This is a genomic window from Enterococcus sp. AZ170 (assembly GCF_050545135.1).
GTDB classification, from domain to species: domain Bacteria; phylum Bacillota; class Bacilli; order Lactobacillales; family Enterococcaceae; genus Enterococcus_L; species Enterococcus_L ureilyticus.
Genome location: NZ_CP172947.1, coordinates 2,226,055 through 2,241,005, shown reverse-complemented (window position 1 = coordinate 2,241,005; position 14,951 = coordinate 2,226,055). Strand labels below are relative to the sequence as shown.

The 14,951-nt window shown below is 35.4% G+C and carries 13 protein-coding genes; 9 read left to right on the top strand and 4 right to left on the bottom strand.

The genetic code is table 11. The annotated features are described in order from the left end of the window. Positions 1-32 precede the first annotated feature (32 nt). On the top strand, positions 33-1,481 hold the full coding sequence (locus IGJ55_RS10890; RefSeq protein ID WP_207121404.1) for a glycoside hydrolase family 1 protein: 1,449 nt from the start codon (positions 33-35) through the stop codon (positions 1,479-1,481). A 66-nt stretch (positions 1,482-1,547) separates the two neighbouring features. Here IGJ55_RS10890 and IGJ55_RS10885 read toward each other — a convergent pair whose 3' ends face one another. Beyond that, entirely contained in the window at positions 1,548-2,456 is a 909-nt protein-coding gene (locus IGJ55_RS10885; protein WP_430606480.1) for a helix-turn-helix domain-containing protein, read from the bottom strand. Positions 2,457-3,101: 645 nt separating this feature from the next. Between IGJ55_RS10885 and IGJ55_RS10880 the strand changes: the two genes are divergently transcribed. From IGJ55_RS10880 to manA, 7 genes are all read left to right on the top strand, one after another. Beyond that, entirely contained in the window at positions 3,102-3,686 is a 585-nt protein-coding gene (locus IGJ55_RS10880) for a guanylate kinase (protein WP_429949248.1), read from the top strand. Between the two features lie 208 nt (positions 3,687-3,894). After that, positions 3,895-5,052: an efflux RND transporter periplasmic adaptor subunit gene (locus IGJ55_RS10875; RefSeq protein WP_430606479.1), complete on the top strand. Its 1,158-nt coding sequence runs from the start codon at positions 3,895-3,897 to the stop codon at positions 5,050-5,052. 11 nt (positions 5,053-5,063) lie between these two features. Next, on the top strand, positions 5,064-5,774 hold the full coding sequence (locus IGJ55_RS10870; RefSeq protein ID WP_069639835.1) for an ABC transporter ATP-binding protein: 711 nt from the start codon (positions 5,064-5,066) through the stop codon (positions 5,772-5,774). After that, on the top strand, positions 5,771-7,003 hold the full coding sequence (locus IGJ55_RS10865) for an ABC transporter permease (RefSeq protein WP_430606478.1): 1,233 nt from the start codon (positions 5,771-5,773) through the stop codon (positions 7,001-7,003). Before IGJ55_RS10870 ends, IGJ55_RS10865 begins: the two co-directional genes overlap by 4 nt. A 299-nt stretch (positions 7,004-7,302) precedes the next feature. Then, entirely contained in the window at positions 7,303-8,139 is an 837-nt protein-coding gene (locus IGJ55_RS10860; protein ID WP_069639837.1) for a VOC family protein, read from the top strand. 20 nt (positions 8,140-8,159) lie between these two features. Then, a complete protein-coding gene (locus IGJ55_RS10855) occupies positions 8,160-9,197 on the top strand; it encodes a serine hydrolase domain-containing protein (RefSeq protein ID WP_069640003.1) in 1,038 nt (345 codons plus the stop codon). A gap of 42 nt (positions 9,198-9,239) precedes the next feature. After that, positions 9,240-10,214 carry a mannose-6-phosphate isomerase, class I gene (gene manA / locus IGJ55_RS10850; protein WP_430606477.1) on the top strand — a complete coding sequence of 325 codons (975 nt, stop codon included), beginning with the start codon at positions 9,240-9,242 and terminating at the stop codon, positions 10,212-10,214. 42 nt (positions 10,215-10,256) lie between these two features. Here the strand turns inward: manA and IGJ55_RS10845 are convergent, their stop codons facing one another. From IGJ55_RS10845 to IGJ55_RS10835, 3 genes are all read right to left on the bottom strand, one after another. After that, positions 10,257-10,955, bottom strand: a complete 699-nt coding sequence (locus IGJ55_RS10845; protein WP_069639839.1) for a type 1 glutamine amidotransferase — start codon at positions 10,953-10,955, stop codon at positions 10,257-10,259. Beyond that, complete coding sequence (locus tag IGJ55_RS10840; RefSeq protein ID WP_069639840.1) at positions 10,945-12,297, bottom strand: Mur ligase family protein; 1,353 nt, start codon at positions 12,295-12,297, stop codon at positions 10,945-10,947. The genes IGJ55_RS10845 and IGJ55_RS10840 overlap by 11 nt, the downstream gene beginning before the upstream one ends. A 215-nt stretch (positions 12,298-12,512) precedes the next feature. Beyond that, positions 12,513-13,151 carry a helix-turn-helix transcriptional regulator gene (locus IGJ55_RS10835; RefSeq protein ID WP_069639841.1) on the bottom strand — a complete coding sequence of 213 codons (639 nt, stop codon included), beginning with the start codon at positions 13,149-13,151 and terminating at the stop codon, positions 12,513-12,515. Positions 13,152-13,580: 429 nt separating this feature from the next. Between IGJ55_RS10835 and ssnA the strand changes: the two genes are divergently transcribed. Beyond that, positions 13,581-14,918 carry a putative aminohydrolase SsnA gene (gene ssnA, locus IGJ55_RS10830; RefSeq protein WP_430606476.1) on the top strand — a complete coding sequence of 446 codons (1,338 nt, stop codon included), beginning with the start codon at positions 13,581-13,583 and terminating at the stop codon, positions 14,916-14,918. Positions 14,919-14,951 lie beyond the last annotated feature (33 nt).

The window sequence follows — 14,951 nt, the reverse complement described above, 5'->3', positions numbered from 1 at the left end:
ATTTACAATATTTTTAAATAGGAGGAACGAGTATGTCAAATAAAACAACAGTATTTCCAGACGGTTTTTTATGGGGAGGCGCAACAGCTGCTAACCAATTAGAAGGAGCCTACCGTTCAGACGGTAAAGGTTTGTCAGTAGCGGATGCAATGCCGGGCGGCAAACAACGTTTTCAAATTTTAGGTAGTGATACGTTTAATTGGGAAATCGATGAAGACAAATTTATTTATCCTAACCATCGTGGGATCGATCATTATCACCGTTTTAAAGAAGATATTGCATTATTCGCAAAAATGGGTTTCAAGTGTTATCGTTTTTCACTTGCGTGGGCAAGAATTTTTCCAAAAGGTGATGAAGTAACACCAAATGAAGCTGGGTTGAAATTTTATGACCAAGTCATTGATGAATGTTTAAAACACGGAATCGAACCTGTTATTACAATTTCTCACTATGAAATGCCGTTACATTTAGCTAAAGAATATGGCGGCTGGAAGAATCGTAAAATGATTGATTTCTTCGAAAATTATGCAACTGTTGTTTTAACGCGTTATGGAAAAAAAGTGAAATATTGGATGACTTTCAATGAAATAAATTCAGCATTCCATTTTCCTGCGTTGAGTCAAGGCATGGTCAAAGCAACTGGTGCGGGCGATTATCAAAATGTTTTCCAAGCATGGCATAATCAATTTGTCGCAAGTGCAAAAGCTGTGAAAATCGGGCATGAAATCAACCCTGATATGCAAATTGGCTGTATGATCATTTATGCAACAACATATAGTATTGACGCAAATCCTGTCAATCAAATGGCAACATTAGCTCAAAATCAAGAATTTAATTTCTACTGTACAGATGCGCAAGTTCGCGGTGAATATCCAGCATATCAACAACGCATGTTTGATAAATATGGTGTATCTGAATTAGAAATGGGTGCAGATGATTTAGAATTAATGAGAAAATATGCAGTAGATTATATTGGTTTTAGTTATTATATGTCTTCTGCTGTCAACGAAACAGCAGAAGAAGAGGATACAGTAGTTGGAAACTTATTAGGTGGTGTTCGTAATCCATTCTTAGAAGCAAGTGAGTGGGGTTGGCAAATCGATCCTGAAGGGTTGAGAATTGCTTTGAACGAATTATACGATCGTTACCAAAAGCCACTATTCATTGTTGAAAATGGTTTAGGAGCAATCGATAAAGTGGATGAAAACTTTTATGTAGAAGATGATTATCGGATCGATTATTTACGCCGTCATATTGAAGCAATGTCAGATGCGATTAAAGATGGTGTTGATTTAATGGGCTATACGCCATGGGGCTGTATTGACTTAGTTAGTGCATCAACTGGTGAAATGAGCAAGCGTTATGGTTTCATCTATGTTGATTTAGATGATAACGGTGAAGGTACCATGAATCGTTATGAGAAGAAATCATTTAACTGGTACAAACAAGTTATTGAAACAAACGGAAAAGAGTTGAAATAGAAAACAAAAAGAAGGGTAATCACTCAGATTCACATGCTGAGTGACTGCCCTTCTTTTGAAACAATTTTAATATTTGAATAGACCAATAGGGTAATCTGTTCGATCAATCTCTGGAAAGTAGTCATAGGTCAAAAATTTTATTTCTTTTTTTAAATTTTCTGCCTGAAGTCTATCGCCAATATTTTCTAAAAGTCGTATAAAATCATAAATATGCTCCATATATTGATGATTGCCAGTTAATAGATATTGCAGTAAATTATGTAAATATTGTAAATTCATACGATAATTATAATTTGACCCTGTCACATCTTGCTTATTTGCAAAAATTATATATTTTTGTGCACCACTGTAGTCTTTTTCATAGATTCTAGCTGTTATCAAATTTGTAATAGTTGTGTAAGCAAACTTTTTTGTACTATAATCTCTTTGATTTTCATCGGCAATAGGAATAGCTCGAGCAACGATAGCATCCTGTTGGCTAAAAGTAAAAAGACTGATCATATTACAGATGAGAACATAATCATAGTGCTGATAATAGTCTTTTTTTAACAAATATCTAGCAGCTTGCTGACTCTCTTGAGCTGAAATCGGCTCGATTTCGGGCCAAAACTGAGAAAAGTAAGATTTTATAACAATGTAATTTGAAAATTCTTTCAAATCTCTCTGTTTGTATTGAATCTTATTATAGTAATGAATCAGTTCTTGTTTTTTTGCCTGATTATCTATGTGAGAAGCACAAAAATAGAAGAGTTCTTGAAAGTTTTTTTGTTCGTTATCCAAAGGGACTCGGGCAAAAAATTCTTCTGAAGAGAGTGATAACTTTTTTAAAGCTTCTGCAAGAGCGTCTATTTTGATGACCTGTTTGCCATGTTCGATTCGAGAATAGGTTGAAGGGTCTAAATAGTTATCTAGCATTTCCTTTTGCGTGATATTCAAATTTTTTCTAAAAAAACGCAGTGATTCTCCTATATTCAAGTGTTACACTCCTTTTATTTGCAAATATCGCAAAGAAGAAGAAGAATTTTTTTCTAAATTCTAATTATTTATATAAAAACATTCAAATTCTTGTTCTATATGCAATAAAAGCAAAAAGTTATTTATTTAATTCTAATAGTTTGTTACAATTTTCTTGTAGGAGATATTTATAAGAAAGTATCTTTTCTAATATTAGTTGAATGGAGGGGAAGAAATGATTCTAGCAGTTGCTGTTGGGCTATTTGCAATAGTTGTAGCCCCATAAAAAATAGATGCATCTTCTAACATATTTGAGCTTGGGGAAGTTTAGTGCTGTCAGAAGATGCATAAACAATATTTAAATTAAATATCATTTATGTAATTATATCACAAAAACGACAAATTGCTAGTTATTATTTACTATTTTATTGATTTATTTTTTAGTGAAGAAACTTGTAAAAGCAAAATAATGGAGTATTGAGTGTTAGATAAGGTTTCTAATAGCAAGTAACGAGCGTATACTATAAGAAAATAGTGTCTATTTTTACAAGTCATTTATGAAACATAATATGTAGACCAGCTTGAAATTTCATTTGAGCTGGTCTACTTTTTTCATTGAAGTACTCATATCATTGTTGTATAGTCAGTTTACAGGAGGTTCATACAATGAAACGAAAAAGATTAAAGTATCCTTTTTTTGTGATCATCGGTCCTAGTGGTTCTGGGAAAACTAGTGTTGCAGAGGCAGTTTTTCCGGCAGAGTTTAAAGTGATCTCGCATACAACGCGCCCTATCCGAAAAGAAGAGAAAGATGGAATAGATTACTATTTTGAAACGAAAGAACAATTCAAAAAATTAGTCGATACCGATGCTCTAGCAGAGAATGATCAGTATCATGGTTATCAATATGGTGTAGGAATCGAAGAATTGATTCGAAAAACAACTAGTCACTTTGCCTATGATGTTTTGACAATAGACGGCTTTCAACAGATAGAAAGGCAATTTGTGAATAAAGTAATCCCCATTTTTTTTAAAGTTTCAAAGAAAAATATCTTAGCGAGATTACAAACTAGAGAAGACGATAATGAGACGGTAAAAGAACGCAGTGCATTGTATGATGTAGAAGCTCAGAATATAGAAAAGGTCATAACATATCCAAATCACTGTATAATCAATGCGGATCAACCTTTTGAGACAGTTATCGATGAACTGAAAAGTGTTATCATGGCACGAAACCTGTTACTAGACTGAGATGAACAAGGTCCTATTTTATTTGAAAAGTTATTTTAAAGTGTGAGGTGAAGCTGATTATTAGTTTTCACCTCACATTCTTATTATAGATTAAATTATACGGAAAATTAAGAATTTTCATACAATTACAAAAATGTCACTTGTATGACAGAAGCAAGAATGGTTAAATGAAAGAGTAGAATAATTGAAGGAGATGAGGAGAAGGATTATGAAGAAAAGAACAATGATCATTGTAGGGGTAATTGCAGTTGTATGTATAGGGATCTTCGTTCTTCCAAGTCTGTTGGGAGGAAATAAGGAAGCTGGATCTGAAAAGAAAACAGTTTCCGAAGATTTAGGGATTGAATATTTCGACGTTCCAGATATTGAACAAGTGTATATCAACGGTGTTATTCAACCTGAGCAAGCCGAAGCTTTTGCAAAAGATTCAAAAATGACAAGCACACCTGAAATCAAGGTGAAAAATGGTGATGTTGTCGAACCAGAAACAGAATTGTTCACATATGAAGACAAAGAAGTAACGAAAGAAATCGAAGCTCAGAACAATACGTTAAGTAAATTAGCGACTAAAAAACAAAATATTTATAATAAATGGAATCGAGCAATCGATAATTTTAATAAAGCCAAAGAAGAAGAACGCAACACAACTGGTGCAGCAATTAATGAGCAACATCAAGCCGAAATTGATGGAGTAGATGAAGAAATCCTCTTTTCAAACGAAACGATTGCTGATTTAACAACAAAACAATTTATTTCAACAAAAGCAAAATTCAAAGGACGTGTCTCGATCCCAGAGGTCAAAGATGAAAATGCTCCTGTTCTTCGTTTAACTTCAGATGGATTGTATGTTGCTGGGAAAGTAAATGAAAAGGATCTAATGAAAATTGCAGTAGATCAAAAAGCAAATCTCTCTGTGGTTTCAAGTGGAACAACGGTAACTGGGAAAATTTCATATATCGATGACAATCCGCCAGAAGCCAAAGCTGATCAAGGGGAAAATACTAGCGGAGAAGGAACAATGTCGACTTATAATGTAAAATTAGCACTTGATAGTTTAGAGGGCATCAAAAATGGTTATCATATGCAAGCAACAATCAATATAGGTGATAATAAACCAATCGAAGTACCTAAAAAAGCAATCCATGAGAAAGATGGTAAAAAATATGTATTAGTCAATGATTTTGGTTCTGTGATCCGCAGAGATGTTCAAGTAGGTGAAGAAAAAGAAGGTAGTATGGTTATAAATTCTGGTTTAGAGTCAGCTGATCGAATCATTGTTTCTTCTAAGAAAGACGTTAAAGAAGGAGACTTGATCGAAGAAGATAATCAAGGATCAGGAGAAGCAGCGCCAGCAGCTAAAGAATAGGAGGAGCATTCATGATACAACAAGAACAAAGCCCGCAACCTCTCATTCAGATGCAAGCAATCAATAAATATTTTCCTGTCGGGAAAGAAAAGTTGCACGTTTTAAAATCATTAGATTTAACGATCAATGAAGGTGAATTCATCATGATCATGGGAAAATCTGGGAGTGGAAAAACGACACTGATGAATATCATCGGTTTTCTTGATCGCGTATCTGACGGTAATTATCTTTTCAAAGGTGAAGATGTTTCCAAGCTTTCTGAGAATAAAAAGTCTGAGTTTAGAAATGAATATCTTGGTTTTATTTTCCAGCAGTTCTTTTTGATCAACTCATTGAATGTTAGTCAAAACGTACAGTTACCTTGTGTTTATGAGGGGAAGAAAAGCAATGATGAAAAACGAAAAATTGCTGAAAAGTATTTAGAGTTGGTTGGTTTAGGTGAAAAAACAAAAGCAAAAGTAAATGAATTATCTGGTGGACAACAACAGCGTGTGGCAATTGCTCGTTCTTTAGTCAATGATCCGCTATTGATCATGGCAGATGAACCAACTGGCGCATTAGATAGTGAAACGGGAATCGAAATTATGGAGTTACTGACGGAATTGAATCGTCAAGGTAAAACCATCGTCATGGTGACACATGATGCAGATATGAAAAAATATGCCACACGAGTGATCCATATGAAAGATGGCCGTTTTCTTGAAGAAGAGGTGATTCGATGATTTCAAATCTACTGATCAGTACTTTATTGAGTTTGCGTGCACATAAATTACGAGTATTTCTGACAATGATCGGAATCATTATTGGGATTACTTCGGTTGTGACTATTTCAACACTAGGTGAAGGAATGAAAAAGCAAGTAATGTCGGCAACTAGTGCTAATACGAATGTCGTTAAACTACATTATACAATGCAGGATGAAAGTTCTACTGGTATGATGATTTATGAAGAACCAGACTATAGTTTTTCTAGAGTTGATCTAAAAAAAGTCAGAGATATTGACGGCGTTGAGACAATCTATCCGCAGTATGGTGATGGCATGATGGGAGATAACCTAAATATACAATTGGACTATTTTGGTGCTAAGGCTAATATAATGGTCACATCCAATCGTGGTCAAAATAAAATCAAATACGGTCGTGATTTTGACGATCGAGATATTAATAAAGATGTGATTATCTTAAATCATGATGTTTTTGATACGAGTTTGAAAATGGATGATCCAGGTGAATTGATTGGAAAAGCTGTTTCGATCAATGACTATATGTACAAAGTCATTGGAATCTTAGAAGCATTTGATTATGAAGCATTAGATAACACTGAAGCGATGGCGCTGGATTGGAATATCGTCTACAGCAGTTTTGTCTCAAGAGCTTCATATAATAAATTAGCGACATCAAAAGCGATCAGTGGTATCAATTTCAAATTAAAGGAAGGAGCAGATAAGCAAGCGATCATTTCGCAAGCTGTTTCTACTTTAAGTGAAAGCCACCCAGATGTTAAAGGGATCTTTAAAGAAAACGATCAGGAACAAAAAAATCAAAAACAAATGGAAGATGCAATTGGTGGTATTACTATGTTCTTAATGGCGGTCACAGCAATCTCATTGTTAGTTGGGGGAATTGGCGTGATGAATATCATGTATGTCTCTGTAACAGAACGAAAACGTGAGATTGGGATTCGCAGAGCAATCGGTGCAAAACCACGGATGATTTTGATGCAGTTTTTATTAGAAGCAGCATTTATCACGTTGCTTGGTGGATTGTTCGGTGTTGGGTTAGGCTATCTGCTTTCTACAGCTGTCGGTAGTTTTGTAGATATTGTACCAGTCATGACACCTTCGATTTTTGCCATATCCACATTGGTATCTATTTTAACTGGTATCGTATTTGGGATCATTCCTGCTATCAGTGCTTCAAGAATGGATCCAATCAAAGCAATCTATAATTAATAAAATGGTATGATAGAAAATAGAAAAAGATGTTTGAATGAGAGATTCAACATCTTTTTTTTGGTATAATTATTATTCAAGAAATAATTATGTCATCGTTTCATTTTTATTTAATTATTGGTATAGATTGAATTAGAGTTGAAAAAATAGAGTGAAAAAGTCTATTGGTCTAGGAAGATTCATCTGTATTTTCTCGAAAATTTAGACAATTTGCCTTTTTTTGAAAAGAGTATTTGCTTGCTGAAATCACTAGAGATGTTTAAAATAAATAGTGGGAGACATTCGGAGGGGGAAGACGAATGGAAAAGTTTAATCTATCAAAAGATGTATATGTGAAAACGGTTGCCTTGCGTGCGAAAGATGTAGAGCGAATGGTCAACTTTTATAAAAATGTGTTGGGCTTTATTTTAAAGCTGGAAGAAAATAATTTATCAATATTTGGTTCACAAGAAAAAGATAGTCGATTGCTAATATTAGAGGAAACAGATTGTGAACAAGAACGACTAGAATCATTTGAAAAAAAAGTCTGTTTGTCATTACTGATTCCGACAGAAGAAGAGTTTAGCAGTATTTTAAGAAGAATCACAGCACATAAATATCCAATCAATTACTCTAAGCAAGTAGGAAATCGACAAAGTATCTTTTTGGAAGACCCAGAGGGAAATGAATTAGAAGTGAACTGTCAAAGGATACTCGCGCAACAAGATGAAAACATAGAAACAGTTGATATTGAAGCCTTGGTCCAACAAAGTAATGTCCTCTATTCAAGCCTTTCAGCAGGTGTTCGATTTGATCGGATCAAACTACGAGTGGAAAATAGATCAGAACATCATTCTTTTTATCAAAATATTTTAGGAATGACCTCAGAAGATAGAGTAAAGGAAAAATTATCGATAAATGACGGTGACTTTTCTGTGTATTTGACTGATATGATAAAGACAAAAGCTCAAAAAACTACTGATAATGAAGGATTAGGTGTAGATTTTTTTGTGCTAACAGTGGAACATGAAGCAGAAATGAAACAATTAAAAAATCACTTAGAGGAACAAAAGCAAGAGTTTTTTGTTGATAAAAAATTAACGATTTTAACAATTTACGACCCTAGTGATATTGAATGGTGGTTTGTAAGAAATTAAAACAATGAGGAAATCGAATGATGTATAAAAAAACGAAGCAAAAAATCAAAGAATTGATGAATGAGGGAATATTCTCAGGCGTCAGCTTTTCTTTTATAAGTGAAGACAAATCTGAGGATCATACTTGGGGAAACGCTCAAATACTACCTACAGTCGAACCGCTAGAGCGACCGCTGCTTTTTGATGTAGCTTCTTTAACGAAGGTCATCTGTACTACAACAGTCGTACTACAATTAATAGAAACTGGCGTGCTGAAGATGGATGTACCAGTGCACAAGTATTACCCCGCAATTGCTGATCAACGACTAACGATTCGTCATCTTTTAACCCATACCTCTGATATTCAAAGCTATATTGAAAATCGTGATAGCTTGACGAAAGAAGCGTTGCGTCTTGCTTATTTACAGGTTAGATCGGGGGAGAATTTAGGTGAAAAAGTTGCTTACACAGATACTGGAACTATTTTACTTGGATTCATGTTGGAAGAGTTATTTGACAACGTGCTGATCGAGATTTTTAAAGAGCGCGTTTTAGAACCACTAGATATGACAGCCAGTGTCTTTTTACCTAGTAACTCTTCGCAGATCGTGCCAACTGAAAATCATCCAACAAGAGGCGTGATTCGTGGTCAAACACATGATCCAAAAGCCTTTGTTTTAGCTGAACATGCGGGGAATGCAGGCTTATTTACTAACTTGACAGATCTTAAAAAATTTACAGAAATGTATTTGAATGATGGAAAGTATATGGAGAATAGATTATTGGAAAAAACGACAATCGAATTGTTGCTTACAGATCAAACACCAAATAAAAGGGGACAACGTTCCATTGGGTGGGACTTGAAAAAAGATGCGACAGGACATCCTTTATTATTTCATACAGGTTATACTGGTACTTTTTTATTGATCGATCCGATTCAAAAAAACGCTTTCATCTTTCTTTCCAATCGGATTCATCCAGTTGATAATAGAGCACAATATATTGAAAAAAGAGATGAACTAATTCAACTTTACTTATATGAAAAAAGAACAAACAAAGATGAATCGCTTTCTTTTTAGTGGTATAATTGACGAGTATAAATAGAAGGGAGTCTCTAAACTATGCAGCAACCTTTATTTCTAAAACCAGTATTTCAAGAAAAAATTTGGGGTGGTAATCGATTACATACCGTATTCGGTTTTGATTTACCAAGCAATAAAATAGGTGAAGACTGGGCGATCAGTGCTCATCCACACGGAGTTAGCACAGTAGAAAATGGTGAATTTTCTGGTCAAAAGCTAGATGAACTTTGGGCAAACCATCGTGAGTTATTTGGCGGTGCTAAGGGGGATGTCTTTCCTTTATTAACGAAAATCTTGGATGCAGAGGATGATTTATCTGTCCAAGTTCATCCAGATGATACGTATGGCTTAGCTCATGAAGGTGAGCTTGGAAAAACGGAGTGTTGGTACATTATTGACGCCGAGCCAGGTTCAACAATTATTTATGGGCACAGCGCTAACACTCGTGAAGAACTTGAAACAATGATCAAGGAAGAACGTTGGGATGACTTATTGAAAAAAGTGCCTGTTAAAAAAGGCGATTTTTTCTATGTACCAAGTGGTACAATCCACGCAATCGGTAAAGGAATCATGATTTTAGAAACGCAACAAAGTAGTGATACGACTTATCGCGTTTATGACTATGATAGAAAAGATGATCAAGGTCAGGCAAGAGAACTGCACATCCAACAATCCGTAGACGTAACAACTGTTCCCGCAAAAGCGGCTGAACTATCAATCCAACAACAAAATCAAGGTCAATCAAGTATTATTACGTATTTGAAAACACCATTTTTCAATGTATATGAATGGCAAGTTAAAGGACTACTGAAGCTAAAGAAAAATGCGCCGTATACCTTAGCCACAGTAATCGATGGTGTTGGCAGTTTGATTATTGAAGAGATAGATTCACTCAAAGAAGAACGCTACGAATTAAGTAAAGGAACAAGCTTTATTTTACCAACTGATATCGCTAAATGGCGATTCGAAGGTGAGTTGACGATCATCGCCTCAGAACCAGGAGTAGATGCCTAAAATAAACAAAAAGTGTTAGGGAAAATTCCTAACACTTTTTGCTTATTTAGTTGCATACATGTCCTTTGGGACAAGTAATGGTTCATTGTATTTTTTTTCTAACGCTGTTTTGATCAGGCGAATACCAAGGTTTTTATTACGAGCAAGAATCGGTCCATGGAAATAGGAGCCAAAGACATTTTTGTAAATCACACCTTCGGAACCATCTTCACTGTTGTTGCCTTTACCTTGGATAACGTTCCCTAAAGGCCGTTCACCTTTTCCTAAGAAGGTGCGGCCGTTATGATTTTCAAAACCGTAATAGGTTTCGTTGAACTCCTCATTATGAATGACAATGTCTCCAATATAGCGGTTATTATCTTGACTTAACGTGTAATGATCCAAAGCGCCTATACCGTGAATTTTTTCCCCTTTAGCCCCCATATAATAATGACCTAAAAGCTGAAATCCTCCACAAATGGCTAGCATTACGCCGTCATTTTCAATATATTCAGTTAAAGTTTCTTTTTTTGTTTGAATATCGTCTGAAATGATCAGTTGTTCAAAATCTTGACCACCACCAACAAAGACTAAATCATACTTATTCGGGTCAAATGGTTCATAGATGCTGACGATTTCGGAATGGAAGGTAACATCCATCTTTTCAGCAAGATATTTCAACATGAGTAAGTTGCCGTTATCACCATAAGTATTTAGCAAATTACCGTATAAATGACATACAACAAGTTCTTTAGGCACCATTCATTCCTCCTTGAATATAACCTTGAGCAGCAAGTGACTTACGTAATTGTAAAACCGCTGTATACGTGGCTAAAATATAGACATGTTCTGTCGGCAATGCCTTGATCGCTGTGATAACATCATCTAGGTCTGGAATTTCTTTCAACTTATCCTCAGAAATACCGGCAACTTTCAATCGCAAAGCCATATCTTGATGGCGGTCACCACCAGCAATCACTTCTGGAATATCCATTTGACTGAAGGCTTCATGATCGCCATCCCAGATCCAGCTTACATCGATCCCATCTGCATAATTAGCATTTAATAAAGAGACAAGTGAAAAGGAATAAGGGGCAAGGCCCATCATATCAATTACCTGGTTTAAACCAACTGGGTTTTTCACTAAAACTAGCGTACATAATTTCCCGTTGATGTTGATTGTTTCTTGACGTCCAAATACTTTTTCATCATAGCTTAAACCCGCTCTGATTTTCTCAGGTGCCACGCCATAGTGCTCAGCTACTGCTGTTGCTGCAAGGGCATTATAAACGTTGTACATTCCGCCGACAGCGATACTGTATTGTGAGCCATCGATCACAAAATTAGCAGAAGTGTTATCCATTTTGACCATTTCAGTTAACTGAACATCAAGTTCTGGACGGTGGAAGCCGCAATTTGGACAATAATATTTGCCAAGATTAGCATAAGTAATCATTTTATACTGTAAAATATGGTGGCATTTTGGACACAACAAGCCATCTGTATTGTAATGAGCCATCTGCTCTTTATCTGGCAAATGATTGAAACCATAATACTTTCTTGGATTGACCGTTTCAACTGAATTGAAGATCGGAGAATCACCATTACATAGAATTGGTGCGTTAGGAGCGGCTGAGGCACCATCAACGATCAATTTGTATGTGGTATAAATTTCACCATAGCGGTCCATTTGATCACGGAAAATATTTGTAAACAAAAATAGCTTTGGTTCAATATATTTGGTCACCCGACTTAGACTTGCTTCGTCGATTTCTAACACTGCAAATTTCTTCTTTGCGCCTTTGTTTTTAGCAGATAAAAAGGTTGAAACGATTCCCTGTTCCATATTCGCACCAGTCGGATTCGTCAACACGTGATCGAATTCTTGTCTTAGTATATTTACTGTTAAAGCCGTTGTCAGTGTTTTGCCGTTCGTACCAGTGACAACAACTATTTCATACTCTTTTGCTAGTGTGTCCAAAATTTTTGGATCGATCTTTAATGCTAACTTTCCAGGATAGCTGCTGCCGCCCTTGAAAAAAGTTTGTAATACCCATTGAGAAGTTTTTCCAGCGGCTATTGCCATATGACTTCTGATTCCCATAAAGTGCCCTCCAATTTGCCTTGATTGTCGTTGTTAAAGACAACAAATAAACTCAATCTATAATAACACAATTAAAAAAAAAAATTAATTCCTTTTACTCTTTCTTACTATTATTATCAATCTTTAAACGAACTTGATTAAAGAAGAAAAAAAAGAGTGGAAAACAAAAACTAATGTTTAGTTTTGTTTCCCACTTTTTTTCGTCGTTTACTTACTTACTTCGCATCAATATAGCTATATAAAGTATATTTAGAAATATTGAAAAATCCTGCTACTTTATCACCAGATTTTGTTACGAGAAATGCACCCTTACTATTTAGGAACTGAATACATTTGATTTTGTCATCTTTTGTCATTAATGGGACCGGTTTGCCGACAAGTTTTACAGATTCTTCAATCAAATCATCTAAAAGTTCATTGATATCTTGAGGGATATAGTCTGGCTCTTTATCATCATCTTGTTCATCGATCGCAACAAGTGATTTTAGCGTTGATTCAGCAGCTATTAGGGCAGTGATATCATAATTGATTGCAAAAATCCCATCTAAACTGCCAGATTTATCTTTGAAATAAACAGTACTTGATTTTAAAATCCGTCCATCATGTGTTCTTGTTAAGTAATTGATATGATCGATCAAATCAGCGGGATCCTTTTTTAAGGCTTCTAAGACAACTTGAGAAGGTCCATCTCCAAGCTGACGAGAAGAAACATGACCATTTTCAATTGAAACAATTGTATTATTCACATTATTTTCATTGATTTTATGAATGACGATTTCACAATTATCACCGAACTGACCAGCTAAAGCCTTTGCGACTTGAGTGAGAAAATTTAATTTTTCATCAGAAAGCATGGTTTTGCTCCTTTCTAAAACAAGTTAAGTCAAAAAAATATGTAGTACACAATGTTCTTTATAACCAGCCTTTTGATATTCTACAAAAAAACAGCTATAACAGTGCATAGATAGAAAAAATTACTAATTATAAAGATCTTCGTGTGTAATGATATCATGCGGTAAATCATAATACAAGACAATGAGCACAGAGCGCTAAAAAATATTTTTTAGGTAGCATTGTTTTTTTTTAGGTTAGGTGGTATAATTTACTCGAGTTAGAGGAAATCATACATTTTTGAAGTAAAATGCAAACGTTTTTTTAAGATTCTATAAGGCTAAGAAATGATCTGATTATAAAGATCGTTAGATTAGTGAATAATTGAACTATACAATTGTAAGCGATTTCTATTTAGAGAGCAAAATAAATGAATTTATAGGAGGGTTATCATGTTAGTAATAGGAAATGGGCGACTGATCACCAGAGATAGGGAAGGAACATTTTTTGAAGATGGCTGTGTCGCGATTGAAGGTCAGAAAATTAGAAAAGTAGGAACAACAAAGGATATACGTAAAGAGTTTCCTTCTGCTGAGTTCATTGATGCCAAAGGTGGGGTGATCATGCCTGGTTTTATCAATATGCACAACCACATTTATAGTACGTTTGCAAGAGGATTGAATATCAATGGTTACCACCCTAAAAACTTCATGGACATTTTGGAAGGACAGTGGTGGCGGATCGATCGGACGCTAAATCTACAAGATTCTTATCATAGTGCAAAAATAGCTTATCTAGATAGTATTAAAAATGGTGTAACAACAGTATTTGATCATCATGCTAGTTATGGCGCAATCGAAGGTAGTTTGACACAACTTTCTAACGCAGCTGACGAGTTAGGCGTTCGTACTTGTTTATGCTATGAAGTTTCAGATCGAGACGGGGCAGAAAAAATGAAAACAGCTGTTAAAGAAAATACGGATTTTATCAGAATCAGTAAGGACCGTAGTGACGATATGCAAAAAGCAATGATGGGCATGCATGCAGCGTTTACGTTGTCTGATACATCTTTGGAATATTGTGCAGCTCATACGCCAGATGATGTGGGGTATCATATCCATATTGCAGAAGATATCGCTGACGTTTATGATTCATTGGCAAAATATGGAAAACCAATCGTCAATCGTTTGTATGATTTAGGAATTTTAGGAAAACACACGATGGCAGGGCATTGTATCCATATTGGTCCCCATGAGATGGAATTATTACGTGATAGCAATACCATGGTTGTTACAAATCCAGAATCAAATATGGGAAATGCAGTTGGATGTCCGCCAGCAATGCGGATGTTGAATGAGTATGGTCTTTTGATGGGGCTGGGTACAGATGGGTATACCAATGATGTGACTGAATCATATAAAGTAGGGAATATCATTCATAAGCATCATTTAGCCGATCCGAATGCCGCTTGGGCTGAAATTCCTGAAATGTTGTTCAATAATAATCCGAAAATGGCTAATCGCTACTTTGAAAATAAATTAGGAGTATTGGAACCAGAAGCTGCGGCAGATGTAATTATTTTAGATTACAAGGGACCAACACCGATGACAAAAGATAATTACAATTCTCATATTCTATTTGGCATGAACGGCGGAGCAGTTACAGATACGATCATCAATGGCGAGATTCGTATGCGTAATCGAGAAGTGCAAGGAGTTGATGAAGCAAAAATTTGGCATGATGCTCAGGCTCAAGCGCAATCTCTTTGGACAAGAATCAATCAAGCATAGGGCCTAGCCTAGAAAAATAAAAAAGGAGTGACA